Below are 26,719 nucleotides of genomic sequence, written 5' to 3' on the forward strand. Positions count from 1 at the left end.
ATGCGCGCGGATGCCGGATGACTCTCAAGTCCGGGATTATAACAAAAAAGGCCGCGGCTGGGCAGGGATTCCCTTTCGGGGGGCCCCGCTCCCCAACGCGGGCTCGACCCCCTCTTAGCGGCGGCCGCCGAGGATCGAGCCGAGGACGCCGCGGATGATCTGACGGCCGAGACTGGAGCCGACCGACCGGGCCGCGCTCTTGGCCATGGCCTCGATCAGCGTGTCACCCGGCCGCCCGGCCGGCCGGCGGGGCTCCTGCGGATGATCAGGATAGGGCCGGGGGGCCCGGCCCTGCCCCTCCGGGGCGGGATAGGCATAGGGCGCCCGCTGGGCTTGGGCCTGGGCCGCGGCCTGCTGCCCGGCCCGGGCCTTGAGCATCTCGTAAGCCGATTCGCGGTCGACGGCCTTCTCGTAATGCCCGAAGACGAGCGAACCCTGGATGAGGGCCTGTCGCTCCGGCGGGGCGATCGGCCCGATGCGGCTGTACGGCGGCAGGACGAAGGCCCGCTCGACGATCCCCGGCTGGCCCTTCTCGTCGAGGAAGGAGACCAGGGCCTCGCCCGTGCCGAGCTGGGTGATCTCGGTCTCGACGTCGACCTTGGGATTCTGCCGGAAGGTCTCGGCCGCCGACTTGACGGCCTTCTGGTCACGGGGAGTGAAGGCTCGCAGGGCGTGCTGGACGCGGTTGCCGAGCTGGCCGAGGATGACGTCGGGGACGTCCAGGGGGTTCTGGGTGACGAAGTAGATGCCGACCCCCTTGGAGCGGATGAGGCGGACGACCTGCTCGATCTTCTCCAGCAGGACCTGAGGCGCGTCGGCGAACAGGAGGTGGGCCTCGTCGAAGAAGAAAACGAGCCGCGGCTTGTCCTGATCGCCGACCTCGGGCAGGCGCTCGAAGAGCTCCGACATGAGCCAGAGCAGGAAGGTCGAATAGGCCCGGGGCGTCAGCATGAGCTTGTCGGCGGCGAGGATGTTGACGATGCCCCGGCCGGAGCCGTCCGTCTGCATGAGGTCGCCGATGTCCAGCCCCGGCTCGCCGAAGAACCGGGCGGCGCCCTGCTCCTCGAGCGCGAGCAGGCCGCGCTGGATGGCCCCGATGCTGGCCGGCGAGATCCGGCCGTATTCCGTCTCGAACTCGCCGGCGTGGTCGCCCGCGTACTGGGCCATGGTCCGCAGGTCCTTGAAATCGAGGAGGAGCAGCCCCTGATCGTCGGCGATGCGGAAGACGATGCTCAGGACGCCGCTCTGGACGTCGTTGAGGTTGAGGAGGCGCGAGAGGAGCAGCGGCCCCAGGTCCGAGACCGTCGTCCGGACCGGGTGGCCCTGCTCGCCGAAGATGTCCCAGAGCGTCACCGGGCTCGCCGCGAAGGCGAAGTCGCCGAGCTTGAGCGTCTTGACGCGCTCCTGGATCCTGGGATTGGCCGCGCCGGCCTGGCTGATCCCGGCCAGGTCGCCCTTGACGTCGGCCATGAAGACCGGGACGCCGATGCGGCTGAAGCGCTCGGCCATGACCTGAAGGGTGACCGTCTTGCCCGTGCCGGTCGCCCCGGCGATGAGGCCGTGGCGGTTGGCCATCCGCGGCAGAAGCAGCAGGTCCTCCTCGGCGTTCCTGGCGATCAGCAAGCCTTCAAGGGCCATGGGAACCTCCTTTTCTTTTTGGGCGGCGCCTCCCAGCCGAGGCTCGCCCGCAGCAGGCCGGTGACGGTCTTCTGCAGGGCCGCCCGGAAGGTCTCGACGGTCGAAACCTCCTCGCCGGTCCAGTAATCCCTGATGAACAGCGGCGGGCCGACGTTTATCCTGATCGTCGCCGGGACCCCCCACATGATGTGCGTGCCGAAGATCGACAATGGCGTCACGGGGACGGACAGTCCGCGCTCCTTATAAAGGTTGTAGGCCATGATGGAGACGCCCCGCCGGAAATCCTTGACGTAAGGGTTCGGCTCCTTGGGAAAGACCCGGCCCCGGCCCTGGAGGGCGATGATGGACCGGCCCCGGTCCAGATAGTCCTGGCACCTCAAAATGGACGCGCGCTTGCTGCCGTAGATGTCGACCGGGATGGTGCCGACCCGGGCGATGTGGCCGGAGACATACGTGACCATGAAGCGGTAGAACGGGCCGAGCAGGATGTGGACAAAGCCGCCGATCCTGCCCATGTGGCGGTGGAGGTGGCGGAGGACGAGCTCGGACGCCCCCTCCCGGGTGAAGATCATCTGGTTGGCCGTGAAGTAGATCATCCGGGGCACGGTCCGGAACAGGACGGCCACGTCCTTGTAGGCGCCGATATGGTTGCCGACGATGATGTTCGGGCCCTCGGGGACGAAGTTCCCGGCGCCCCGGAGGTCGATCTTCTTGGGCAGCAGCAGGAAGCGGCAGGTCCGGTCGACGAACCCGCGCAGGTATTCGAATTCCTCTTCGAACGTGCCCATGGCCGCGCGATTATTCTACCGGAAGGCCCTCCCGATTTCAAAGCGCCGGGCCAAGCCCGGGGACCGGCTTGCTAAGGCCGGACAGGCATGTTAATTTATGGCCCGTCAACCGTCGAAGGAGGCGCTCATGATCACGCTCATACGCGGCGGCGAGGTCTTCGCCCCCGAGCCCCTCGGCCGCAGGGATGTGCTGCTCGCGGGCGGCGTCATCGAGGCCGTGGCCGAGCCCGGCCGCCTCGGCGTCGACGGCTGCGGCGGCCAGGTCGTGGACGCGTCCGGGAAGCGCGTCCTGCCCGGCCTGATCGACCCCCACGTCCACATCCTGGGCGGCGGGGGCGAGGGCGGCCCGGCCACCCGGGCCCCCGAGATCCGGGTCGAGGACATCGCGGCCTGCGGCGTCACGACGGTCATCGGCTGCCTGGGGACGGACGGGATCACGCGCCGGATGGCGTCCCTCCTGGCCAAGGCCCGGGCCCTCGAGATCGAAGGCGTCTCGACCTTCATCTTCGCCGGCTCCTACGAGGTCCCGGTCCAGACTCTGACCGGCAGCGTCCGCTCGGACCTCGCTCTCATCGACAAGGTCATCGGGGCCGGCGAGATCGCCCTCAGCGACCACCGCTCCTCGCAGCCGACCTTCGACGAGATCGCGCGCCTGGCGGCCGAGTGCCGCGTCGGCGGCCTGCTCGGCGGCAAGGCGGGCGTGCTCCATTGCCATCTCGGCGACGGCCGGCGGGGGCTCGAGTTCCTGTTCCGGCTGGTCCGCGAAACCGAGATCCCCGTGACCCAGGTCATCCCGACCCACGTCACCCGCAATCCGGGCCTGTTCGACCAGGCCCTCGAGTGGGTCGCGGCCGGCGGCGCGGTCGACATCACCGTCGGGCCCGAGCCGGCGCCCGGCGATCCCGACGTCCGGTTCGAGGACGCCCTGGCCGCCTTCGCCCGCCGGGGGCTGCCCCTGACCCGGGTCATGGCCAGTTCGGACGGCAACGGCAGCATGCCGGTCTTCGACGCCGGCGGCCGGCTGGTCCGGCTGGCTATCGCCACAGAGCAGGACCTGCTGCTCAAGTTCCGCGAGGCCGTCCGGACCGGGCTCCTGCCGCTCGAAGCGGCCGTCCGCGTCTTCGCGACCAACGCGGCCGATTTCTACAAGCTCGGCCGGAAAGGCCGGATCGAGCCGGGCCGGGACGCCGATGTCCTCGTCGTCGACGGCGGCCTCGGCCCCGTCGACGTTTTCGCCCGGGGCCAGCGCCTGATGGCGGGCGGGAAGCTCCTGGCCCGCGGCACGTTCAGCGCCTGATCGGGGGCTGTCCCCGGGCGCGACGAGCGGGCTGTCCCTCATGACCGGACCTGAATCAAGCAAGGAGAAAAGGCTTATGGCGGATCAACCAGAAAAAGCGACCGTTCCGAACCCCCCGGCCGGCTCCCCGTCTCCGATCAACGCCGCCGGGAAGCGGCCCTCGTTCGGCGTCGCCCTCATCCCGCTCGCCGCCATGGCCCTGCTCCTCGGCGTCGGCTACGGAGTTTACAGGATCAAGGCCCAGATCCTGCTGGTCGCGGCGGCCGCGATCTCGGCCCTCCTCGGCCTGGTCCTCGGCTTCAAGTGGAAGGACATGGAGCGGGGCATCGTCGAAAGCATCCACAAGGCCCTGCCGGCCATCCTGATCATGCTCTCGGTCGGGCTGCTCGTCGGCTCCTGGATGGCCAGCGGCACCATCCCCATGGTCATCTACTACGGGCTCAAGCTCATCTCGCCGAAGTTCTTCCTGGCCACGGCCTGCCTCGTCTCGTCCGTCGTCTCCCTCGCCTGCGGCACGTCGTGGGGCACGATCGGAACGATCGGCGTGGCCTTCATCGGCATCGCCATGGGCCTCGGCATCCCGCTCGGCCCGGCGGCCGGGGCGGTCGTGGCCGGGGCCTACTTCGGGGACAAGATGTCGCCGCTCTCCGACATCCCCAACCTGGCCACGGTCATCTCCGGGTCGAACCTGTTCGACCACATCAAGCACATGATCCCCTCGGCCGGGCCGGCCTGGCTGGCCGGGCTGGCGCTCTATTCGATCGCCGGCCTGAAGTACGGCGCGGCCTCGGCCCGGTCGGAGACGCTGGACCTGATCCTGTCGACGCTCAGGGCCAACTTCCGCTTCAACCTCCTCCTGCTCCTGCCCATGGCCGTCATCTTCTATTTCGCCATCGCCAAGAAGCCGACCATCCCGGCCATGGTCCTGTCGTCGCTCACGGCCGCCGTCCTGGCCGTCGTCGTCCAGAAGATCCCGCTGACGGTCGTGGCCACGGCCATGAACACGGGCCTGCCCCCCCGGACGGGCGTCGAGGTCGTGGACAAGCTCCTGACCAAGGGCGGCATGATGAGCATGATGGAGACCCAGCTCATCGCCTTCACCGCCTTCGCCTACGGCGGCATCATGCAGGCCACGGGCTGCCTGGCCGCGATCCTGGACCGGGTCATGGGCTTCACCCGGCACGTCTGGAGCCTGGTCCTGACCACGATCGGCGCGGCCGTCCTCTCGGCCCTGATCACCGGCAGCTCTTACCTGTCGATGATCCTGCCGGCCGACCTGCTGGCGCCCGTCTTTAAAAAGAAGGGCCTGGCGGCCAAGAACCTGTCCCGCATCATCGAGGAGAGCGGCGGCATCATCGTGCCGCTCATCCCCTGGAGCATGGCCGGCGTCTACATCACGGGCACCCTGGGCGTCTCGACCTTCTCATATCTGCCCTGGGCCTTCATGAACTACCTCTCGGTCGGGATGCTAATCCTCTTCGGGTTCACCGGCTGGACGATGGCCCCGCGCAAGCGGGAGGACGAGACGCAGGCCGGGAGCTAGCTCCGGAACCGGAGGCCGAGCCCGCCCCCCTAAGTTCCTTCGTCGTCCTCCCCTTTTTCGGCCTTCTCCAGGGCTTTCTTGAACAGCTCGTCGGCCTGGTCGTGCTTTTCTTTCTGGAGCTCGAAGGTCGCGTCGAACTTGCGGTCGAACTCGCTCTGCCGCTTGTGCTCCTTGACCAGGAAGTCGTCGAGCGAGCCCTTGGCCTTCTTGGCCTTCTCGGAGCGCAGAACGGACCGCGTCTCCCCGTCGACCCAGAGGGTGGCGCCGCAGCAGGGGCAGACGACCGAAAAGACGTGCTTCCCGTCCTTCTGTTGAGGATCCGCCATGACGCGAATGTAGCATAAGGGCCGCCTCCCCATCAACCCGCCTTGGCCTCGATGCCATGCTTCTTCAGGAGCTTGAACAGGCCCTGGCGGGTCAGGCCGACCTCGGCCGCGGTCCTGGTCCGGTGATAGCGGCAGCGGACCAGGGCCTCGCGCAGAAAGCGCCGCTCGAAGTCGGCCCGGGCCTCGGCCAGCCGGCGCGAGGCGTTCGAATGGGTCTCCCCGGCCGGGTTGATCTTGGGGGACAGGTGCTCCTCGAGGATGAGCGGCCCGCCCCCGGCCAGGACCAGGAGCCGCTGGACCTCGTTCTGGAGCTCGCGGACGTTGCCCGGCCAGGGATAGCGGAGCAGCATCTCCAGCGCGACCGGCGAGACGAAGGGCCGCGGCCGCCGCATCGAGCGGGCGAACTCGTCCAGGAAGTGGTTGAGCAGGAGGTGGGCGTCGTCCGGCCGCTCGCGCAGGGGCGGCAGGTCGATGGCGATGATCTTCAGCCGGTAGAACAGGTCCTGGCGGAAGCGGCCGCGCTCGACCTCGGCCTCGAGGTCCTTGTTGGTGGCGCTGACGAAGCGGACGTCCACGGCCCGCGGCCGCGTCTCGCCCACCCGCCGGACCGTCTTCTCCTCGAGGACGCGGAGGAGCTTGGACTGCAGGGCCAGCGGCAGGTCGCCGATCTCGTCGAGGAAGAAGGTGCCGCCCGAGGCCTCCTCGACCAGGCCGGTCTTGTCCCGGAAAGCGCCGGTGAAGGAGCCCCGGGCGTGGCCGAAGAGCTCGCTTTCGAGGAGCGCTTCCGGGATGGCGGCGCAGTTGACGGCCACGAACGGCCCGGTCCGGCGGCAGCCCGTCTCGTGGAGGATCTTGGCGGCCAGCTCCTTGCCCGTACCGCTCTCGCCGGCGATGAAGACCGGGGCGTCCGTGTCCCGGACCTTCTCGATCATGGCCCGGACTCGGCGGACCGCCGCCGCCTCGCCCAGGAACGCGGCCGTTCCGGACGGCGGCCCCGTGTCGGCTGCCGGCGCCGGGCCGCCGTTCTTCCTCAGGAGAAAGAGGAGCGGCGCCAGGGCCAGGGTCAGGAACTCCATGTTGTCGGCGTCGAAAGGCCGGACCTCGCCGCGGCGGACCAGCAGGACGATGCCCGCCGGACGGCCGCGGACGATCCAGGGATAGGCCAGGACGCTGCGGGGGCGGTTGCCGTCGCCGTCGAGCTCGAGGTCGGCGAAGAGCGGCTCCCGCCGCAGGTCCGGAACGAGGACCGGACGGCCGATCTCGAGGGCCCGTCCGAGCAGTATCTCGCCGGCCTGCCTGGCCGTCGCGGCCAGGCCCTGCGGGCCGCCGGGGCCGCGGCAGGCCTCGAAGGCCGGATCGCCCTTGGCATCGAAGGCGCGGAAAACGCCCAGGTCTGCGGTGACGTGATCGAAGACGACCTCGGCGATGCGGGAGAGGAACTGGGGGGTCACAATTAAGCGACGAACGGAGCGGCGGGATTTTCTCATTGCGCCCCGTCCGCGGAATCCCCTAGAATAAAGCCTCGCCGTCCCGGACGGACCCCCGGCAAGGAGGAGCAGATGTCAAGACGCGCGGCCGTCCTGGGTCTCCTGGGAATTCTGGCTCTCATCGCCTTTCCGGCCGCCGGGCCGTGCGCCGGCGCGGCGCCGACGGTGGCCAACGTCCTTAAAAAGGTCCGGCTCCTGGCCGTGCCGGCGAACGGCCGGCCGGTCGACCGGACGGTAGCCGAGGAGATGCGGGTCTGTTGGGCCGATCGGGCGGAGATCCGGCCCGTCGGACCGGACAAGGGGCCGGCGTCAGAGGCCGGCGTCTTCCGCATCGCTGTCGCCGGCGAAGGCTTGGCCGACGGGCCGGGCGCCGAAGCCCTCCGGAACGCCGGGGGGAAGAGCTGGATGTACTTCCGGCTTGGCCCGGACGGCTCGGGCGAGCTCGTCTCTTCGGCGCCCCATCTCCTCTACGCCCTCTTCCGGATGGTCGACGACGACTGGCACGGGCTCGAAGCCAAGGAGTTCGAGAAAGGGCGGCTCGTTTGGACCCGCTTCTCGCGCCTCGAGGGCGGCGACAACTACCTGGCCAACCCGAAGCGCGCGGCCGCCGGCTACGACGCCGAGGCCTCGGTCCGCGAGCTGGCCCGGCTGGGGTTCAGCCACGTCCCCGTCAACGCCCTGGCCAAGGACATGCCGGCCGAGCAGGGGCCGCCCGGCGAGATCTACTACCGTTTCTATTATTTCAGCCCCGACCTCGACCAGTTCGTCGAGACCCCGCTCAACGCCGGGGCCTACTCCCCCGAATATCTCGAGGCCAACCTGGCCCTCCTCAAGGAGAACGCCAGGCTGGCCGTGAAATACGGCCTGACCCCCGGCCTCAATATCAGCTCGCCGCGCTCGGTCCCCGACGCCGTCCTGGAGAGATACCCCTACCTGCGCGGCGCCCGCGTCGACCATCCCTTCCGGAGCTACCGGCCCCGCTACACACTGACCCTGTCGCATCCGGCGGTCCGCTGGCATTACGCCGAGCTCGTGCGCCGGCTGATGAAGGAAGTGCCCGAGCTGGGGTACATCTATCTCTGGACAAACGACAGCGGCTCGGGCTTCGAGTACACGGCCAGCCTCTACGCCGGGCGCAACGGCGGGGCCTATCTCGTCCGGGAATGGAAATCGCACGAGTCGATCGCCCGGGCGGCGGCCGAGAACGTCCTGCGCTACTTCCGGGTCCTGCGGGACGCCGCCGCCGAGACCCGTCCCGATTTCCGGCTGCTTTTCAACCTCTTCTCCTTCTCGAACGAGGAAGCGTTCATCCTCGACGGCCTGACCCCGGGGCTCGACCTCTGGGTCGCGCCGAAGGAGCTCGACGATTCGCCCCGGGGCCGGCGACTCAAGGCCCTGCCGGCCAAGGGCAGCGAGATCTTCACCACGACGCGCCTCCAGAACAACTACCTTCTCGGCATCCCTTCCCCGTGGCTGGCCGCCGAGGAGGTGCGCGGTCTCCAGGCCGCGGGCTTCGACAAGGCCCAGGTCACGGTCGACCCGCAGCCGCTCGCGCCCTACGACGTCAACCGGGAGGTCCTGCGGGCCATCAACTTCGATCCGGCCGCGGACGTCGACGCCGTCGTCGCCGCGACCGCGGCGCGCTGGGCCGATCCGCCGGCCGACGCGGCGCTGGTCAAGGCCTGGCGGCTCTGCGACGCGGCCGTCCGGGGCTTCCCGCCGATCATGCTCTACGGCGACAACAACTGGAGCTTCCCCTGGTACCGGCTGCTCGTCCGGCCGTTCGCCCCGGACATCGGCAAGATCCCCGAGGCCGAGCGGGCCTATTACGAGAAGTTCATGACCGTGACCTTCAACAATCCCAACCTCGTCGACCTGGGCATGGACATCCTTTGGACGCTCATGACGACCGCCCAGGCCGATGCGGCCGTGGCCCAGGCCGACCGGGCGACGTGGCCGCCGCTCGACGAGGCCATCGCCGTTCTGGGCGCGGCCATCGATCGCGTGCCCGACGGGGTCCGGATCGAGCCGGACGGCCGCCGGCGTTATAGCGGCGACGTGGAAGTCCTGGTCGATCAGCTCGACCGGCTCCGGGCCCTGCGCTGCTATTTCCGGACCCTGCGCAACACGGCCGCCTGGGTGGCCGGCGTCCACGGCTATCTCGAGGCCAAGGACCCGGCCGAAAAGGCCCGCCGCCGGACCGCCGTGCGGGCCATGGTCGACGACGAGATCCGGAACGCCGCGGACCTGGCCGCGCTCTTCGAGACCTCGAAGGTCCGGTTCATGCCCATCGACCCGACGGGCGAGACCTTCAACATGTACGGCCCGAACCTGGCCGAGCTCATCCGGAAGAAGATCGCCCTGATGAAGGAACACCGGGACGACGAGCCCCGGATCGATCCCGACTTCATGTGGCGGATGCCGCCGGACTCCGGCCTCGACCCCAAGGCCTATCTGAAATACCGTTGAGAAGGGGGCGCCCCCTCCTTTCACCGGATCTCGGACGGCACCTTCAGCTCGGGCGAGACCGTCCGCAGGAGATAAGGGCAGTGCCCGGGAAAGCGGTGCGGCGCTGCGGGATCTCATCCAGACCTCCTCATGACGAGATCAAAGCCTGCTTGACGGTCCCGGACAAAAGGACGGGGACGTTTGCGGCCGGGCCCTCAGGGCAGGATGGGGATCCGGGCGGCGTAAGCTTCCACCTTCTCCTGCCAGCCCTCCTCGAGGGGCCCCTTGATGCCCATCACCATGACCTTGCCCTCGGCCACCCCGGCCAGTCCTTTGCCCTGCAGGAGGCCGCGCATGATCGGGATGACGCGCTGCAGCCGGGCCAGCTCCTCCTCGTTGGGCGGCCGCCCGGTCTCCTTTTCGGGCTTGGGCGCGCCTTCCGTGGTCAGGATGGCGTACTTCGTCCCGGCCGGCAGCCGGAGCTTCTTCAAGAACCGGCGCATGCGCCCGATCGGCCGGCCCATCCGCCCCGGCGAACTGAACACGTACAGGTCGGCCGGGGGCATCTCCTTGGGCTTCGCGTCGCGGACGTGATGGACGTTGACGGTGACTCCCCGCGCGGCCATCCGCTTCCGGAACTCCTCGGCCACCAGGGCGCCGTTGCCGTACTTCGAGGCGTGGAAGTATTCGATCATCATGGCGTTCCTCTCCTCTTTCCCATAACGCATATAACAACAGGAGGCCCGAAATCAAGCCCGGTTCTTGCGGCCCCCGGACCGGCGGCGGGGCCCCGGGGCCGGGCCGGGAAGAGGGACAAGCCCCCCGGCGGGAAGAACTCCGAGGGGCCGGGCGCCCGGCTATCGGCGCAGGTTGAAATGCCGCCCCGCTTTTTAATAGAATCGGCGTGCCGTGGCTGCATCAAACGCGCTCCGCGATCGCCGTCTCCCTTCGCCCCGGACCCGTCGCCGCACGACATGAGCATCGGGCCTCTGGAGTCCGCTTTTGCCGCCCGGGATCTCCGCCTAGGAGGACGAATGTGATAGAGAAAGAGACCGGCCGGTCCCGAAGGGACTTCCTCAAAGCGGCGGCCCTGGGGTCGGCCGCGTTGACCGTCGCGCCTTTCGCCGGCGGCGCTCAGGCCGGGCCCGCGGCCGGCAAGGGTGCCGGGTTCAAGCTCAAGTACGCCCCCAGCCTGGGCATGTTCGAGGCCAGCGCCGGAAAGAACTTTATCGACCAGCTCAAGTTCATGGGCGACCAGGGCTTCACGGCCTGGTTCGACAACGGCCTGATGGGCCGGCCTGCGGCCGAGCAGGAGGCCCTGGCCCGGGAATCGAGCCGGCTCGGCCTGACCATCGGCCCGTTCGTCGTCTACGCCGACTTCGGCGTCGAATCCTTCGTCACCCGGGACGGGGCCGTCCGCGACATGCTGGCCGGCCGCTTCAGGACGGCGGTCGAGACCGGCAGGCGGACCGGCTGCCGCTGGACGCTGGCCGTCCCCGGCCGCTTTAACTTGAGCAACGACTGGGGCTACCAGACGGCCAACGTCGTCGATAACCTCAAGCGGATGGCCGCGATCTGCGAGCCGTCGGGCCTGGTCATCGTCCTCGAGCCGCTCAACCCCAAGGACCACCCGGGGCTTTTCCTGACCAGGATGGCCCAGGCCTACGAGATCTCGAAGGCCGTCGCCAGCCCGTCGGTCAAGATCCTCGACGACATGTACCACCAGCAGATCACCGAGGGGAACATCATCCCCAACATCGACGCCTGCTGGGACGAGCTGGCCTCCTTCCACGTCGGCGACTCGCCGGGGCGGAAGGAGCCGGGCACGGGCGAGATGAACTACCGCAACATCTTCAAGCACATCCGCGGCAAGGGCTACGCGGACGTCCTGTGCCTCGAGCACGGCAAGAGCAAGCCCGGGCTCGAGGGCGAGAAGGCGCTCCTAGAGGCCTACCGCCAGGCCGACAACTTTTAGAGAAAAAAGAGGGGGGCGAACCCGCTTTTGCTCGTTTTTGGGCAAAAAGCGGGTTTGACCCCTTCCGGAAAAGGAGAACATCGATGAGCGAGAATCACGAGCTGACGCGCCGGGACTTCCTCAAGACGGCTTCGGTCGCCTCCATCGCCTCGGCGGCGACGCTGGCCGGCGCCATGTCCGGGGCCGGGGGGCTTTTCGCCGGCGGGTCGGACACGATCAAGATCGGGGTCATCGGCTGCGGCGGCCGGGGCACGGGCGCGGCCGTCAACGCGGTCGAGTCCTCCCCGGGCGTCGAGATCATCGCCCTCTTCGATCCCTTCAAGGACCGGATCGAGGGCTGCCTCAAGACCCTCGGCGAAAAGGTCCCGGCCGCGCTGAAGGTAAAGCCGGAACGCTGCTTCACGGGCCTCGACGGCTACAAGAAGCTCCTGGAGATCAAGGACATCAACTACATCGTCACGGCCGCCCCGCCCGGATTCCGGCCCATCCACCTCAAGGCCGCGATCGAGGCCGGCAAGAACGTCTTCATGGAGAAGCCGGTCGCCGTCGACCCGGCCGGCGTCCGCTCGGTCATCGCCAGCTCGGAGCTGGCCGCGTCCAAGGGCCTGGCCATCGTCGCCGGCACGCAGCGGCGCCACCAGAAGAGCTACCTCGAGCTCATGCGGCGCGTCCGCGAAGGGGCCATCGGCGAGATTGTCGGCGGCCAGTGCTACTGGAACCAGGGCGACCTTTGGGTCATCAGGAAGACGCCGGAGATGAGCGAGATGGAGTGGCAGTGCCGCAACTGGCTCTACTTCTCCTGGACTTCCGGCGACCACATCGTCGAGCAGCACGTCCACAACATCGACGTCATGAACTGGGCCCTCGGCGCAACGCCGGTCAAGGTCATGGGCCTGGGCGGCCGCCAGGTCCGGACGGCTCCGGAATACGGCAACATCTTCGACCACTTCGCCGTCGAGTTCGAGTACCCGAACGGCGTCCGGGTCGCCAGCCAGTGCCGCCAGATCAAGGGCTGCGCCGACCGCGTCGAGGAGAAGATCGTCGGCGCCAAAGGCCAGGCCTTCGGCTACGGCGAGATCCTGGGCCCGAACGCCTGGAAGTTCGAGGGCGACGAGCCCAATCCCTACGTCGTCGAACACGCCGACCTGATCGCCAGCATCCGGGCCGGCAGGCCGCTCAACGAGGGCAAGCGTATCGCCGAGAGCACGATGTGCGCCATCATGGGCCGCATGAGCGCCTACACCGGCCGGGCCCTGTCCTGGGATTGGGCCATGAACGCCTCGAAGCTAGACCTCTCGCCGGCGAAATACGAGTTCGGGCCGAACCCGGTCGACCCCGTGGCCGTGCCGGGGGTCACCCCGCTCGTCTAGCCGGACGAAGGATCGCCGGATGGCATCATTGAATCCTGGAGGACGCATGAGCCAAATGAACCGTCGGCATTTCCTCAAGACCGTCGCGGCGGCGGGAGGCGCGGCCGTGGCCGGCTTCCCGGCCATCGTCAAGGCCTCGGCCCTGGGCCGGGACGGGGCCGTCGCTCCGTCGGACCGGATCGTCATGGCCGGCATCGGCTTCGGCATGATGGGCCCGGACAACATGGCCAACTTCCTGGAGAAGCCCGAGGTCCAGTGGGTGGCCGCCTGCGACCTGGACACGGAGCCGCTGGCCCGGGCCAAGGCCACGGTCGACAAGAAATACGGCAACAAGAGCTGCGCCACGTACCACGATTTCCGCGAGCTCTATCTGCGCAAGGACCTCGACGCCGTCTCGATCGCCGTGCCCGACCACTGGCACGCCATCCTGTCGATCGCGGCCCTGCGGGCCGGGCTCGACGTCTACGGCGAGAAGCCCCTGACCCACAACCTGCGCGAGGGCCGGGCTCTCTGCGACGCCGTCAGGCGCTACGGCCGGGTCTGGCAGACAGGCTCCTGGCAGCGCTCGGTCGAGAACTTCCATCAGGCCTGCGAGCTCGTCCGCAACGGCCGCGTCGGCAAGATCAAAAGGATCGAGGTCGGCCTGCCGCAGGGCCACTACGATTTCGCCGGGACCTTCGGCCAGGAGGCCCTGGTCCCGCCGCCGCCGAACCTGGACTACGACTTCTGGATCGGACCGGCGCCCTGGTGGCCCTACTGCAAGGCCAGGGTGCACATGAACTGGCGCTGGAACATGGATTTCGGCGGCGGCCAGTACATGGACTGGATCGGCCATCACCTTGACATCGCCCACTGGGGCATGGGCTGGGACGAGACCGGCCCGGTCGAGATCGAGGCCAAGGGCGAGTTCCCGGCCTCGGGCATCTACAACAGCCCGATCCGCTATTACGTCCAGGCCAGGTACGCCGACGGGACGCCGCTGGTCCTGGCCGGCGGCCACGACGAGATCTGGAGCGGGACCAAGTGGATCGGCGAGTACGGCTGGATCTGGGTCGACCGGGGGCAGTTCGAGACCGAGCCGGCCGGCCTCAAGCGCGAGGTCATCGGGCCGGAGGAGGTGCGTCTCTACAAGAGCCGCGACCACCAGCAGAACTTCCTCGACTGCGTCCGCAGCCGGGCGGCGACGATCGCCCCGGCCGAGACGGCCCACCGCTCGGCCAGCGTCGGCCACCTCGGCGTCATCGCTATGGAGGTCGGCCGCAAGATCAAGTGGGACCCCCGGACCGAGACCATCATCGGCGACCCGGAAGCGGAGCGGCTCCTCGGCCACTCCTATCGCCAACCCTGGCAGCTGCCGGAGTGAGGAGAGCAGCCATGAAGAACGCAGGAAGACCGATCGCCGTCGCGGCTGCCCTACTCGCGGTTTCGCTGGCGCTTGCGGCCCAGCCGGCGGCGAGCCAGATGGACGATAAGACCAAGCGCGAAATGGGCCTCGTCGTCGAGTCCCTGGACCTCATCCTCAAGGATCTCCAGGCTTACGATGCGTCCGATGTCGGCCCGGCGATGCGGCTGCGGGCCTATGTCTTCGCTCGCAAGGACAACGCCCAGGCCCGCCTGGAGGCCGAAGCCGCGCTCCTCAAGTTCGTCCAGGGCTCGCCTGCGCCGGCCGGGCTGATGGCCGCCTGCCGGGCCCTCCGGCTCATCGGCGGCCCCGACTCGGTGCCGGTCCTCTCCGGACTCGTGCTCAAGCCCGGGACGACGGGCCCGGCCCGCTATGCGCTCGAACGGATCCCCGGCGGCGAGGCCGACCGGGCCCTGCTCGGAGCGCTGGACAAGGCGCGGGGCGACATCCGCCGCGGCGTCGTCTTCTCGCTCGGCGAGAGGCGGTCCGTCGCGGCCGTTCCGGCGCTGGCCGGGCTGGCCGGCGGCCCGGACGCCGTCCTGGCGGCCGACGCCGTCAAGGCGCTCGGCAAGACCGGCGGACCGGAGGCCGTCAAGAGCCTGACCGCCGTGCTCGGCAAGGCCAGCCTGTCGCTGAGAGCCGAGGCCGCCTCGGCCCTGATGCTGGCCGCGGAACAGGCCCTGGCTCACGGCGACAGGGCCGCCGCGGCCTCCGTCTATGACCGGGTTTTCGCGGCCGGCGCCACGCCGGTCCTGCGGCAGGCCGCGTTCAAGGGCCGGCTGGCCACGGCGGCCGCGGCCAGGGACATGATCCTCAAGGCCCTGTCCGGGAAGGACGCGCTGCTCTACGCGCCGGCCCTGGCCGCGGTCCCGGCGAATTTCGCCGCGGCGGATATCGCGGCGGTGGCCGGTCTTATGGACCGCCTGCCGGTGGAGAACCGCGTCCAGCTCGCGGCGCTCCTGGCCAAGTACCCAGCCGAAACGGCAAGGCCGTATCTCCTGGCCGCGGCGGAAAGCCCGGCCCTCGAGGTCAGGCTGGCCGCGCTCCGCTCGATCACGGCGGCCGGCGACGGCAAGTCGGTCCTTTTCCTGGCCGCCAAGGCGGCCCGGACCGCCGGCGCCGAACAGGATGCGGCGCGGGACGCCCTGATCCGGCTCAGGGGAAAGGATGTCGATGAGGCCGTCCTCGCGCATCTCCTCAAAACCTCCGACGACGCGATCAAGGCCGAGCTCATCCGCGCGGCGGGCGAGCGGCGCGTCGCCGCGGCCAAGCCCGCGCTGATGGACGCCGTCAGGTCCGCGGCCCCGGCGATCCGGTCGCGCGCCGCCTCGGCCCTCAGGACGCTCTGCGCCCAGGGGGACATCCCGGCGCTCGTCGATCTTCTGGCCGGCCTCGACGACGAGCAGGCCCGGGAGACCATGGAAGATACGGTGGCCGCCGTGGCCCGGACCAATCCCCGCGAGCTGGCCCGCGCCGGCGAGGTCATGGCCCGGCTGGCCGCCGATAAGGACCCGCAGAACAGGGCGGACCTGCTGCGCGTCCTGGGCAAGATCGGCGACGACTCGGCTCTCCCCATGGTCAGAGACGCGCTCGGAGGCCCCGACGGGGTCGTGGTGGACGCGGCCGTCCGGGCGCTGGCCGATTGGCCGACGATCACCGCCCGCGACGACGTCCTCGGTATCGCCGGATCGGCCACGGAGCTCAACCACAAGGTCCTGGCGACGCGGGCGTATATCCGGATGATCGGGCTCGAGCCCTACCGGGCGCCCGAAAGCGCGGCGGCGGACCTGGTCAAGGTCCTGTCTCTCTCGCCGCGGACGGAGGAGATAAAGCTCGTCCTTGGAATGCTCGGCCGCTTCCCCTGCGCGGCCAGCCTGAAGACGGCGGAATCGCTCCTGGGCGACGCGGCGGTCGCGGCGGAGGCCAAGGCGGCGGCCGACCGCATCCAAAAAGCCCTAAAGTAAGAATAGAGGGGGCAAGCCATGATCGAAGGACAAGCCTCTGGAACGAGATCTCCCAAGCTCCGCTACGGCATGATAGGCGGCGGGCCGGGCGCCTTCATCGGCGACGTCCACCGCAAGGCCATCGCCATGGACGGCAAGGCCGAGCTCGTCTGCGGCGCCTTCTCGCGGAGCTACGAGAACACGCTGGAAACGGGCGGATCCCTCGGCCTTCCGAACGAGCGCCTGTACCGGACCTTCGAGGAGATGCTCCGGGCCGAGGCCGGCCGGGCCGACAGGCCCGACTTCATCAGCATCGTCACGCCCAACAGCTCCCACTACCCGGCCGCCAAGCTGGCCCTCGAGCTCGGTTTCGCGGTCGTCTGCGAAAAGCCGCTGGCGACGAGCTCGGGCGACGCCGAGGACCTGGCCTGCCTCGTCCGCGAATCGGGACGCCTCTTCTGCGTCGCGTACGCCTACTCGGGCTACCCGATCGTCAAGCATCTCCGCGACCTCATCCGCTCCGGCGAGATCGGCGAGATCCGCTTCGTCAACGGCGAATATCCCCAGGAGTGGCTGGCGACCAGGCTCGAGGACACGGGCCAGAAGCAGGCCGCCTGGCGGACCGACCCGGCCCTGGCCGGCGCCTCCAACTGCGTCGGCGACATCGGCAGCCACATCGAGTACATGGCCGCCTACATGACCGGCCTGGAGATCGAATCCCTCTGCGCCCGCCTCGATCGCTTCGGCCCGAACCGCCCCCTCGACGACAACGCCACGATCATGTTGAACTACCGGGGCGGCGCGAAGGGCGTCTATTGGTGCTCCCAGATCGCGGCCGGCCACGACAACGCCCTGCGCCTGCGCATCTACGGCGACAAGGGCGCCGTCGAGTGGTTCCAGGAGACGCCCAACACCGCCCGCGTCTCGTTCCTGGACCGGCCGACCGGAACGATCTCGCGCGGCCGCGACCCGATGTCGCCGCGGGCCCGATCGCTCTCGCGCCTGCCGTCGGGCCATCCCGAAGGCTACTTCGAGAGCTTCGCCAACGTCTACTCGACCTTCATCGGCGCCCTGGCCAAGAGTCTCCGCGGCGAGCCGCTTGCCGGCGACGACCTCGACTTCCCGAACGTCGACGACGGCGTCCGCGGCCTGCGCTTCATCGAGGCCTGCGTCGAGAGCTCGGCCAGGGGCGCGGTCTGGATCAAGATGGGGATATGAAGGAGAATAACATGGCACGACCCGTCACCATCTTCACCGGCCAGTGGGCCGACCTGCCGTTCGAAGAAGTCTGCAAGAAGGTGAGCGGGTGGGGCTACGACGGCCTGGAGATCGCCTGCTGGGGCGACCACATGGACGTCCGCAAGGCCGCCGCCGACCCCGCGTACATCCGCGACCGGAAGCGCATCCTCGAGAAACACGGCCTCAAGTGCTGGGCCCTCGGCGCCCACCTCGCCGGCCAGTGCGTCGGCGACGAATATGATCCCCGCCTGGACGGTTTCGCCCCCGACGCCGTCAAGGGCAAGCCCGAGGCCATCCGCAAATGGGCCGTCGAGGAGATGAAAGCCGCCGCCCGCGCCGCCCGCAACATGGGCTGCTACGTCGTCAACGGCTTCATGGGCTCGCCCATCTGGAAGGCCTGGTACTCCTTCCCCACGACGACCGAGGAGATGGTCGAGGCCGGCTTCCAGAAGGTCCTGGCCCTCTGGTCGCCCATCCTCGACGAGTTCGACGAGCAGGGCGTCAAGTTCGCCCTCGAGGTCCACCCGACCGAGATCGCCTTCGACGTCTACACGACGCGGCGCCTGCTCGACGCCTTCAACGGCCGGCTGGCCCTCGGCCTCAATTTCGACCCGAGCCACCTCGTCTGGCAGGGCATCGAGCCGCATCTCTTCCTCCGCGACTTCGCCGACCGCATCTACCACGTCCACATGAAGGACGTGGCCGTGACCCTCGACGGCCGGGCCGGCATCCTCGGCTCGTTCCTGCCCTTCGGCGACGTCCGCCGCGGCTGGAACTTCCGTTCCCTCGGCCACGGCGACGTCGACTTCGACGCCGTCGTCCGCGAGCTCAACGCCATCGGCTACGACGGCCCGCTCTCGGTCGAGTGGGAGGACAACGCCATGGACCGCGAGTTCGGGGCCAGGGAAGCGCTCGAGTTCGTCCGGACGATGAACTTCGCGCCGTCCACGGTCGCTTTCGACAAGGACATGAAAAAATAGGGTTCTTCTCCGGATCCCGGGAAGCTCCTCTCTCCGGCTTTGCCCGGGATATGCCTCTTGCTCCCCGGCCTCCCCGGTAGCGGGAAGCGGACCCCTGGGAGCGGCCGGGCAGAATCGCGGCTTCGAACACTCTGCTGCGATTCTGCCAAGTATTTAAAAAAGCACTCTCTGAAGACATCTCTCAGTCGCTTCGAGGACCCCGCTCACTGCCGTACATCCCTTGCGCCTCGGGAGGTTCCCCGGAAACGGGAGATGAACAAAAATGGGGACGGTCCGTCGCCGCCTCAGCGGTCGCCGCGGCGGGAGGGGGAGACGACCTGGAAGTCCCGGGCCAGCCGCCGGCCCTGGTCGTCCGTCAGCACCAGCCGGTGCGGTCCGGGCTCGGGCGCGACCCCGATCTGGTGGAAGACGCGGGTCGAAGCGAGATACGTCTCGTCGAGGTACCAGTGGATGGTCGCCCCGGCCTCGCGGTGCACGGCCTCGAGCACGACTTCCCCGGCCTGGCCGTCGAGGCCGATGGGGACATAGACCGAGACGTCCGGCTCGGGATAGATGAGGCTCATCACCCGCGATCCCCGCTCGCCGGCCGGCCCGCCGCCGCAGTCGCTGCGGAAGGGCGGCAGGGGCCGGTACTCGGCGTGGTCGGCCCGGTAGAAATACTCCTGGACGGGCGGCAGGACGAACCACGATTCGTGGCGCATCCGGTCGACCGGCAGGCAGCGGCTGTCCACCCGGAAGCGTCCCGTCTCGTCGAGGTGGACGGTCTGGTGGAACGTGCACATGCGGTCGAAGCGGCTCTCCTCGGGCACCTGGGCCTCGACCGCCGGGCAGAGGTCGGTCGCCAGGTACCCCGAATCGCGGCAGACGCGGAGCGTCTTGAGCCCCGACCGCGGCCGGGCGATCTCGCCGCCGCCGTCTGTCGCGCCGAGGAGGTCGAAGAGGACCGGGGCCGCCGCGCCGAGGCCCGTCAACCCGGGCCGGCCCTCGCCGTCCGCGTTCCCGGCCCAGACGCCGATCGTGTAGTTGGGCGTGACGCCCACGGCCCAGGCGTCCCGCAGCCCGAAGCTCGTGCCCGTCTTCCAGGCGACCCATCGGGACGAGCTGAAGTTCCGCCAATAGCCCTCGTCGTCGGGCCGGCTGACCGCCGTCAGCGCCTGGAGCGTCAGGTAGGCAGAGGCCGCCCCGAGCTCCCGCATCTTCGAAGGCGACTCGGGCTCGTCTCTCAGCAGCCGGACCTCCCGGCCGCCTCCCGGCGCGCCCGAGGCCAGCTCGGCCAGCTTGGCGTAGAGCCCGGCGATCTCGATCAACCGGCCTTCCGCGCCCCCGAGCACCAGGGTCAGGCCGTAATCGTCGGGCGGCCGGTCCAGGGTGGTCATCCCCCACTGCCTCAGCCTGTTCTCGAAGCGGGGGATGCCGTAATCGCGCAGCTCGCGCACGGCCGGGACGTTGAGCGACCAGGCCAGCGCCGCCCGGGCCGGCACGGCGCCGCGGAACTTGCGGTCGAAATTCTCCGGCCTGAAGCCCTCGAAGCGCACGGGGGTGTCGGGGACGAGGGTCAGCGGCGTCAATCCGCCTTCCTTGAGCAAGGCCGCGTAGAGGAACGGCTTGAGGATGCTGCCCGTGCTGCGCCGGCTCTGGAGGATGTCGACGTCCTGTCCCTCCTCCCCGGCCCGGCCGGTCCCGACGTTCCCGACGTAGGCCACGACGGCGGCGGCGCGGTTATCGATGACGACGGCGGCCAGGTTGCTGATGCCGCGCTCAGCCAGCCTCCTGCCGTGCTCCTCGGCGATGCGGCCGACCGTCCTCTGCAGGTCGGCCGCGATGAACGACCGGAACGGCGAAGCCGCCCCCGGCCGGGCGGCCAGCGAGTCGAGGAGATGCGGCGCGTCGCGCGGCACGGCCCGCAGCCGGGAGGGCTGCGGCTCGGCCAGGGCCAGCCGGCATTCGAGCGCGGGCATCGCCTCCGAGGCCCGCAGCCTCTCGAGCAGCCGGTCCCGCTTCCGGAGAAGCCTGGCCCTTCCCTCCGCCGTGGCCGGCAGCCCCGGATCGTTGGGCAGGACGGCCAGGAAGGCGGCCTCGGCCCAGCTCAGCTCGTCGGGGCTCCGCCCGAAATAGAGCCAGGAGGCGGCGTCGAGCCCGACGATATTGCCGCCGAAGGGCGCGTGGGCCGCGAAGAGCGCGAGGATGTCCTTCTTCGGGCGCCGCGTTTCGAGCCGCAGGGCCAGGATCGTCTCGACGACTTTTTCGATGTAGGTCCGCGGCCGGTTCTTGCGGGCCAGGCGCACGACCTGCATGGTGATCGTGCTGCCGCCGCTCCGGACCCGGCCCGACCGGAGGTTCTGGCGCGCGGCCCGGCCGATGGCCAGCGGATCGACGCCGGGATGGGAGTAGAAGCGCTTGTCCTCGAAGCGGACGAGGGCCTCGAAAAAGCGCTCCGGCGCGCGCTCCCCCGGCGGGAAGCGCCACTGGCCGTCGGCGGCCGGCCTGGCCCCGAGCAGCCGTCCCTCGGCGCTGAACAGCACCGGCGAGACGGGATCGTGAAAATGGACGACGGGAATGGCAAACCAGGAGACGATCAGGGCAACGAGCGCCGATCCAATGGCCATGATCCTTCGGGATCTGTGAGGCCGGGTGACGGATCCCCTCAAGATCTTCATTGCACGATCTCGACCCATTGTCCCTTCGTGTTGGCATGGAGCGCGGCGTCGTACATGGCCTCGACGGCCAGGCCCGGCTGGTAATAGCGGCCGCGGAACGAAGCGTTGAGGACGACCTGGAAGACCCGCTCCTCGCCGGCGCCGAGCCCGAAGTAGGTGTAGACGCGGTCGTCGCGGACATCCTGGTAGTTGACCGCCGCGGCCGCGCCCGTCTCCCCGGCGAAGCGCGGATTCTTGATCTGGAAGCCGGCGGCCAGGAGATGGGTCAGGACGAGGTTCTCGAGCCGGCCCACGGTCAGGTTCCTGACCCGGACCTCGGCGACAAGGTCCAGCCCCTGCGCGACCTTGTCGATCGCGATCCCGTTCATCTTCATGTCGCGCATGCGGACGTCGATCGAAAGCCCTTCGGACGACGGCGTCTCGGCGCCGGCCGCGGGCACGCCGCGCCGGTAGATGGTGACGTAAAGGACCGCCGCGTCTGGATTGGTCACGGCCAGGGTCCGGCCCTGGAGCGGGAACGAAGCGAACTCGCGCCGGTCGAACGGCGTCGAGGATTCGACGTCGACGGCCTTGTCCGCGTCCCAGGCGAAGCGGAAGCGGAAGGGCTTGATCCCCTCGCTGCCGTAGAACGCGGCCAGGGCCATCAGGCCGAACGACGTCTCCTGCGTCGAGAGCCACTGGTCCGAGCCCAGCGTCCCGCCGATATCGGCGACGAGCGGCCGGGCCTGGCCGGACCGGCCCATCTGGACGAAGGCCCGGGCGGCCAGGGCCTTGTCCCGGAAGTCGGAGCCGAAGGTCAGGCTGTCGCCGCGGTAGGCCTTGAACTCGAGCTTGGCCCGGCCGGCCAGGTCCGCGGCGGCGTCCGCCTGCCCGGTGACGTGGAAGGCCGCGGCCAGCATCAGCCCGGCCAGCCCGGGCAGGCCCTCGCTCTCCCGCAGCCGGTTCATCGCCCCGAGGTCGGGGTCGCGGGCCAGGGCCAGCACGAACAGGCGGAAAGCCTGGATCAGCCGGTCCGCGCCGCTCCCCGTGACAAAATTGTTGGCCATCATCTTCTGGTTGGCCCGCCAGGCGTCGAGCATGGCCTGCGGCACGTGATAGCCGAGCCGGGAAGCCTCGATCAGGAAATACCCGGCGTAGGCCGTGGTCCACTCGTGGCCCTCCCGGTCGCCGGGCCAATAGGAGAACGCGCCGTTGGTCATCTGGAAGGCGGCCAGCTTCTCGACCGCCGCCCGGACGTGCTCCTCGACGTCCCGCGCTTGCTGGGCGTCGAGCCTGACCAGGCCCTTGAGATAGAGCTGGGGAAAGGCCGCCGAGAGCGTCTGCTCCAGGCAGCCATGGGGATAGCGGATGAGATAGTCGAGCCGCTTCTCGAGAGCGAGCGGCGGCACGGACGACGCCTCGACGATGACCCGGTTCGTGCCCTCGAGGCCGAAGGGAACGACCTCCTGCCTCGCCGCCTGGCCCGGCTTGACCTCGAGCCGCGTCGTCCGGGTGACGGCCGGGTTGCCGGCCAGGATCGGGATGGCGATCGCGTCCTCGGTCCGTTCGGCGCCGCCGGCGGCCCGGAACCTCACCTCGCCCTGGCCGATGCCGCCCGCGGCCTTGAGCGCGAACGGCACGATCTCGTCGCCCGGCCTGGCGAAGACGACGGTCCGGGTCCGCTCGCCGACGACCTCGAAAAGCGGGTTGGTCTCGACGCCGACCGTGACCTCCCTGATCGCCGGGTTGGCGACGAAGACGGTGACCGGCATGACCACGTCCTCGCCCGGCCTGACGACCCGCGGCAGCGTGGCCAGGGCCATCAGGTCGCGCCGCACCGGCACCGACTTCTCGGCCCGGCCGAAGGCGCCGTCGCGGCCGCCCACGACCATGATCCGGACGGCCCCGAAGTACTGCGGCATCGTCAGTTCGTGGACGCCCTTGCCGCCGGCCGGGAGTTCGAACGGCCCCTCGAACAGCACGACCGGCGGGAACCGCCGCGGCTGCTTGGCCTTGTCCTTGGATTCGCCGCCCTGGTCGCCGCCCAGGGCCAGGATGCGGGCCATCTCGGCCCCGTAGGCCTCGGCCACGATGTCGAAGAGGTCCCAGGTCGTGACCCCGAGGGCCTCGCGGGCGTAGAACCCCTGGCGCAGGTCGGGCGTCGCGAACCGGGTCAGGCCGAGGAGGCCCTCGTCGACCACGGCCAGCGTGTAGCTCATGGGCCGGCCGGCCGTCTCCCTGACCTCGACCCGGAACTTCTCACGGGGCCGGATCTCGTCGGCCGCCCTGATCACGGGCTCCAGGCGCGTGGCCGGGTCCTCGACCAGGATCGGGATGACGCCGTAGAGGCGGATGGGCGTGTCGGCGATCTTGTCGCGGTGCGGCTGGATGAGGGTGACGTGGACGTAGACATTGGGGGTCATGGCGGCCGTCAGCGGGACCTCGAAACGGTTCTCGCCCTTGACCGTCGGCACCCAGAACTTGTCGAGGACCGACGTCCCGTTCTCGATGGAGACCAGGGCCCGGCCCTGGACCGCCTCGGGCAGGTAGATGACGGCCTTCTCGCCGACCTTGTAGGAGGGCTTGTCGGCCGTGAAGCTGAGGGCCGTCGCGCCGGCGCCGCCCTCCTCGCGGGACCGGCCGGCCCAGCCCGGCCAGTCGATGTAGACGATCTGGCCCGCGGCGTGGCCGCTCACCGGGTCCTCGGCCCGGACGAGATAGCGGCCCCAGTCGGGATAGCGGATCTGGAAGGTCCACTGGCCGGCGCCGTCCCGGGTCGCCACCTCGCCCTTGAGCAGCGGCCGGGTCTGGACGCTCGAGACGTACTGGGCCAGGGACTCGCCGCTGCGGTCCCACCACCACCGCCAATCGAGCTTGTAGAGCGAGACCAGGATCTTGTCCCGGGACACGGGCCGTCCGGCCGTGTCGACCGTGGCGATCGACACGACCTGGTCCTTGTCGGTCAGGAGCATGCCCCGGGCCTGGTCGCCCTTGGGCGCCCGGACCCCGACGTAGGAGTCGTAGGGATGGAACGGCAGCGAGAACGAATCGACGCTGAAATCGCCGCTCTCCTCGAAGACCCGGCTGGTGAAGGCGGCCTCGAGCAGGCCCGGGCTCGGCTGCCGCGGCTCGATATCGATGCGGGCCTGGCCGCGGCCCTGGGCGTCGAGCGTGCCCTTGGCCGCCTCGACCGTCGCGCCTTCGAAGTCCCGGGCGGGATCGTCGAAGGCGTAGTCCGGGTAGCGGTCGAAACGGGTCGGCCGCCTGGACAGGCGGACGGAGACGTCGAACTTCAGGTTGGCGGCCGGCGCGCCGTGGAGCCATTGGGACGCGACCGAGGCCTCGAACGGCATGTCCTTGCGGACCAGGACGTCGCGCCCGGCGTCGAGCGTGATCTTGAGCCGGTTGGGCACGACGGTCTCGATCTTGAGGGTCTTGGCGAACGTCAGGCCGCCGACGAGGATGCGGGCCTGCCAGTTGCCCGTCGGGGCCGACTCGTCCGTGTCGATCCTGAAGCCGTAGAACGGCTCGACGACCTTCTCCGGCCTGGCCGTCAGGACGACCTGGCCCTGGGGGTTGGCCAGCTCCAGGAGGACGGGCTGCCCGGCCGGCAGGGCTTTCAGGCGGTCGAACAGGGCGAAGGTCAGGTGGAGCGTGTCGCCGGGCCGCCAGACCCCGCGCTCGCCGTAAAGGATGCCCTTGACCCCCTTTTTGTGGACCTCGCCGCCGACGTCGAAATGGCTGACCGGCAGGGCGCCCTGGCCGGCGATGCGGAGGTAGCCGATGTCGCCGCCGCCCTCGGCCGAGACGTAGAAGGCCCGGTCCCTGAGGGCCAGCATGGCGAACCCGCTGCCGTCGGTGGCCGTTTCGCCCAGGACCTGGTTCTGGTAGTTGTAGGCCTTGACCTTCAGCCCGGGGAGCGGCCTGGCCGTGCCGATGTCCGTGGCCACGACGTGGAGGCCGCCGCTCTCCTCGAGCTTGGCCACCAGGCCGATGTCGGAGGAGAAGAAGTTACGGCCGACGGCGGCCCTGTGATTGTAGCGCGGGATGTAGTAGGCGTCGGCGCAGGGGTCGTTGCGGCGCGACCAGTCGCCGGAATCGTAGGCGTAGCCCTCGTCGTAGTAGTCCCAGTTCGAATAGCGGCTGTAGCTCTCGTCGTCCATGTTCTGGAGCGGCGGCTCGGTCACGACCGGCGCGCCGCCCGAGGCGCAGGGATAGGTCGAGTTGCCGCGGTTGAACGACAGGACGAGGCGGAAGAGGCTGCCGGGGCTCTCCTTGAACAGGGGCGTCACGTCGAGGTCGTAGCGCGTCCACCCGCCGGTCACGGCCGGATCGTCTGAGAGCGGCACCGTCCTGCGCCAGAGATAGCGGCCGACCCGGGCCAGCTCCTCCGAGCCTTCCAGGCTGTTGACCTGGAAGAACTGGGCCATGTTGCCGGGATAGATCTGGAAGGCTGCGACCTGGACGCTCTTCAGGTTGACGGCTTCGATCGGCACGGTCAGGCGATCCTTGCGAGGCAGGATGAGGCCGCGGCCGACGAAACGGACCTGGGGTTGGAGGGACTCGAAGGTCACGGTCCGTTCCAGGCCGTCCTTCAGGCGGCGGTTGAGGAAGTTGCGGATGCCGGGCAACACCTGGACCGGCAGGCTGCCCAGGAAATTCCGGGTCGAGTAGGCCCGGACGACGTTGCCTTCGATCTCGAAGGTCAGGGGCCGGTCCTCGATCCGGATGAGGCCCTTGAGGTCCTGGTCCCTGGCCAACCTGTCGGAGAAGCGCACCAGGACGTGGCGGGCTTCGCCGGCAACGGCCTCGACGGAGACGACTTCGAAGGCCCCCTGGGCCGGGACGGCGACGTCGCGGCGGCCGCGGTTGTCGATCCGGACGGGCGCCCCGTCCCAGGACAGGGTCACAGCGGAATCTTCCTCTTTCCGGGCGATGTCCTTGACCGAGAAATAATGGTTCAGGCCCTCCTGGGAGTGGCTCCACTCGACCGTCAGGGCCTTCCCGTCCTGCTCGGCCTCGAGGACCTTCTCGACCAGGGCCTTGTCCTCCATGTCGGAGGTGACCAGGCGGCCCCGCAGGACCTGATCCTGGGGCCGCTCCGGGTCCTCGGCGAACAGCCCTTCGAGCGAGACCTCCAGGCTCGGCTTGACGACGCCGAAGCGGAACTCGAACCGGGCGAAGGCCTTGGGCAAATCGAGGATCTTGCCGACCCGGAGGACGGCCTTGTACTCCTGGCCCGGCTTGAGCTCGCCCTTGGGGACAAAGACGAGCTCGCGCGGGTTCCTCCACTCGGCCGCGCCGTCGATGGCCGGCGAGAATTCGAACAGCCCCGGCGCGGCCGGGCCGGGCCTTCCGGCGTTGTCGACGAAGAGGACGCGCACGGGGGACTTGCGGAAGATCGTCCCCGAGGTTAAGGCGCTGATGTAGCGGTACCACTCCTTTTCGGCTTCGGCCGCGGACGGCTTCTTCGGCTTGCAGCCGGCCAGCCCGAGGACGCAGACGGCGGCGAGAACGGCGCACACGGCTTTTTTCGTCATAAAGGCCCCTCCCCTGAGATCCGGACGATCGCTCCTGCCCCCGACGGCGGGCACCACAGGCCGGAAGCGTAATCCCGGCTCCCGCCGATGTCAACTCCCCGGCCGGG

Annotated in this window: 16 protein-coding genes; 9 read left to right on the forward strand and 7 right to left on the reverse strand. The window is 69.4% G+C overall.

All coding sequences use genetic code 11. The features are described from left to right. Positions 1-114: 114 nt before the first annotated feature. Both ABFD52_11175 and ABFD52_11180 read right to left on the reverse strand, forming a co-directional pair. The gene (locus ABFD52_11175) at positions 115-1,638 is read right to left on the reverse strand and encodes a helicase HerA-like domain-containing protein (GenBank protein MEN6561327.1); all 1,524 of its coding nucleotides are present in this window, start codon (positions 1,636-1,638) and stop codon (positions 115-117) included. After that, on the reverse strand, positions 1,617-2,426 hold the full coding sequence (locus ABFD52_11180; protein ID MEN6561328.1) for a hypothetical protein: 810 nt from the start codon (positions 2,424-2,426) through the stop codon (positions 1,617-1,619). The genes ABFD52_11175 and ABFD52_11180 overlap by 22 nt, the downstream gene beginning before the upstream one ends. A gap of 127 nt (positions 2,427-2,553) precedes the next feature. Here ABFD52_11180 and iadA point away from each other — a divergent pair, with 127 nt between their 5' ends. Beyond that, positions 2,554-3,723 carry a beta-aspartyl-peptidase gene (iadA, locus tag ABFD52_11185; protein MEN6561329.1) on the forward strand — a complete coding sequence of 390 codons (1,170 nt, stop codon included), beginning with the start codon at positions 2,554-2,556 and terminating at the stop codon, positions 3,721-3,723. A 76-nt stretch (positions 3,724-3,799) separates the two neighbouring features. Then, positions 3,800-5,266, forward strand: a complete 1,467-nt coding sequence (nhaC, locus tag ABFD52_11190) for a Na+/H+ antiporter NhaC (protein MEN6561330.1) — start codon at positions 3,800-3,802, stop codon at positions 5,264-5,266. Positions 5,267-5,295: 29 nt separating this feature from the next. On the opposite strand, the gene ABFD52_11195 is transcribed toward nhaC, so the two are convergent. Both ABFD52_11195 and ABFD52_11200 read right to left on the reverse strand, forming a co-directional pair. Then, on the reverse strand, positions 5,296-5,592 hold the full coding sequence (locus ABFD52_11195) for a hypothetical protein (protein ID MEN6561331.1): 297 nt from the start codon (positions 5,590-5,592) through the stop codon (positions 5,296-5,298). Between the two features lie 32 nt (positions 5,593-5,624). Next, entirely contained in the window at positions 5,625-7,079 is a 1,455-nt protein-coding gene (locus ABFD52_11200) for a sigma-54-dependent Fis family transcriptional regulator (GenBank protein ID MEN6561332.1), read from the reverse strand. Positions 7,080-7,151: 72 nt separating this feature from the next. On the opposite strand from ABFD52_11200, the gene ABFD52_11205 reads away from it, so the two are divergent. Further along, on the forward strand, positions 7,152-9,548 hold the full coding sequence (locus ABFD52_11205; protein ID MEN6561333.1) for a hypothetical protein: 2,397 nt from the start codon (positions 7,152-7,154) through the stop codon (positions 9,546-9,548). A gap of 194 nt (positions 9,549-9,742) precedes the next feature. Here ABFD52_11205 and ABFD52_11210 read toward each other — a convergent pair whose 3' ends face one another. Continuing rightward, positions 9,743-10,225 carry a hypothetical protein gene (locus tag ABFD52_11210; GenBank protein ID MEN6561334.1) on the reverse strand — a complete coding sequence of 161 codons (483 nt, stop codon included), beginning with the start codon at positions 10,223-10,225 and terminating at the stop codon, positions 9,743-9,745. Positions 10,226-10,563: 338 nt separating this feature from the next. Here ABFD52_11210 and ABFD52_11215 point away from each other — a divergent pair, with 338 nt between their 5' ends. The 6 genes from ABFD52_11215 (at position 10,564) to ABFD52_11240 (ending at position 18,436) form a co-directional block, all read left to right on the forward strand. Continuing rightward, the gene (locus ABFD52_11215; GenBank protein ID MEN6561335.1) at positions 10,564-11,502 is read left to right on the forward strand and encodes a TIM barrel protein; all 939 of its coding nucleotides are present in this window, start codon (positions 10,564-10,566) and stop codon (positions 11,500-11,502) included. 83 nt (positions 11,503-11,585) lie between these two features. Then, positions 11,586-12,872, forward strand: coding sequence for a Gfo/Idh/MocA family oxidoreductase (locus tag ABFD52_11220; GenBank protein ID MEN6561336.1), 1,287 nt, complete (start codon positions 11,586-11,588; stop codon positions 12,870-12,872). Between the two features lie 46 nt (positions 12,873-12,918). Beyond that, entirely contained in the window at positions 12,919-14,235 is a 1,317-nt protein-coding gene (locus tag ABFD52_11225; GenBank protein MEN6561337.1) for a Gfo/Idh/MocA family oxidoreductase, read from the forward strand. Between the two features lie 11 nt (positions 14,236-14,246). Beyond that, the gene (locus ABFD52_11230; protein ID MEN6561338.1) at positions 14,247-16,238 is read left to right on the forward strand and encodes a HEAT repeat domain-containing protein; all 1,992 of its coding nucleotides are present in this window, start codon (positions 14,247-14,249) and stop codon (positions 16,236-16,238) included. 18 nt (positions 16,239-16,256) lie between these two features. Then, positions 16,257-17,435, forward strand: coding sequence for a Gfo/Idh/MocA family oxidoreductase (locus ABFD52_11235; GenBank protein ID MEN6561339.1), 1,179 nt, complete (start codon positions 16,257-16,259; stop codon positions 17,433-17,435). A gap of 11 nt (positions 17,436-17,446) precedes the next feature. Continuing rightward, the gene (locus ABFD52_11240) at positions 17,447-18,436 is read left to right on the forward strand and encodes a sugar phosphate isomerase/epimerase (GenBank protein ID MEN6561340.1); all 990 of its coding nucleotides are present in this window, start codon (positions 17,447-17,449) and stop codon (positions 18,434-18,436) included. 284 nt (positions 18,437-18,720) lie between these two features. Here ABFD52_11240 and pbpC read toward each other — a convergent pair whose 3' ends face one another. Together pbpC and ABFD52_11250 are read right to left on the reverse strand one after the other, a co-directional pair. After that, positions 18,721-21,042 (reverse strand): penicillin-binding protein 1C, encoded by a 2,322-nt coding sequence (gene pbpC / locus ABFD52_11245; GenBank protein ID MEN6561341.1) that lies wholly within the window; start codon positions 21,040-21,042, stop codon positions 18,721-18,723. A 47-nt stretch (positions 21,043-21,089) separates the two neighbouring features. Beyond that, positions 21,090-26,612: an MG2 domain-containing protein gene (locus ABFD52_11250; protein ID MEN6561342.1), complete on the reverse strand. Its 5,523-nt coding sequence runs from the start codon at positions 26,610-26,612 to the stop codon at positions 21,090-21,092. Between the last annotated feature and the right edge of the window lie 107 nt (positions 26,613-26,719).

It is taken from the genome of Acidobacteriota bacterium, assembly GCA_039683095.1.
GTDB lineage: Bacteria > Acidobacteriota > Aminicenantia > Aminicenantales > Saccharicenantaceae > RBG-16-66-30.

Excerpts from the sequence above, each read along its gene's own strand:
- iadA (MEN6561329.1), top strand. The coding sequence starts at position 2,554 with ATGATCACGCTCATACGCGGCGGCGAGGTCTTCGCCCCCGAGCCCCTC.
- ABFD52_11235 (MEN6561339.1), top strand. The coding sequence starts at position 16,257 with ATGATCGAAGGACAAGCCTCTGGAACGAGATCTCCCAAGCTCCGCTAC.
- ABFD52_11220 (MEN6561336.1), top strand. The coding sequence starts at position 11,586 with ATGAGCGAGAATCACGAGCTGACGCGCCGGGACTTCCTCAAGACGGCT.
- ABFD52_11250 (MEN6561342.1), bottom strand. The coding sequence starts at position 26,612 with ATGACGAAAAAAGCCGTGTGCGCCGTTCTCGCCGCCGTCTGCGTCCTC.
- ABFD52_11200 (MEN6561332.1), bottom strand. The coding sequence starts at position 7,079 with ATGAGAAAATCCCGCCGCTCCGTTCGTCGCTTAATTGTGACCCCCCAG.
- ABFD52_11210 (MEN6561334.1), bottom strand. The coding sequence starts at position 10,225 with ATGATGATCGAATACTTCCACGCCTCGAAGTACGGCAACGGCGCCCTG.
- ABFD52_11225 (MEN6561337.1), top strand. The coding sequence starts at position 12,919 with ATGAGCCAAATGAACCGTCGGCATTTCCTCAAGACCGTCGCGGCGGCG.
- ABFD52_11195 (MEN6561331.1), bottom strand. The coding sequence starts at position 5,592 with ATGGCGGATCCTCAACAGAAGGACGGGAAGCACGTCTTTTCGGTCGTC.
- ABFD52_11230 (MEN6561338.1), top strand. The coding sequence starts at position 14,247 with ATGAAGAACGCAGGAAGACCGATCGCCGTCGCGGCTGCCCTACTCGCG.
- ABFD52_11180 (MEN6561328.1), bottom strand. The coding sequence starts at position 2,426 with ATGGGCACGTTCGAAGAGGAATTCGAATACCTGCGCGGGTTCGTCGAC.
- ABFD52_11205 (MEN6561333.1), top strand. The coding sequence starts at position 7,152 with ATGTCAAGACGCGCGGCCGTCCTGGGTCTCCTGGGAATTCTGGCTCTC.
- nhaC (MEN6561330.1), top strand. The coding sequence starts at position 3,800 with ATGGCGGATCAACCAGAAAAAGCGACCGTTCCGAACCCCCCGGCCGGC.
- pbpC (MEN6561341.1), bottom strand. The coding sequence starts at position 21,042 with ATGGCCATTGGATCGGCGCTCGTTGCCCTGATCGTCTCCTGGTTTGCC.
- ABFD52_11175 (MEN6561327.1), bottom strand. The coding sequence starts at position 1,638 with ATGGCCCTTGAAGGCTTGCTGATCGCCAGGAACGCCGAGGAGGACCTG.
- ABFD52_11240 (MEN6561340.1), top strand. The coding sequence starts at position 17,447 with ATGGCACGACCCGTCACCATCTTCACCGGCCAGTGGGCCGACCTGCCG.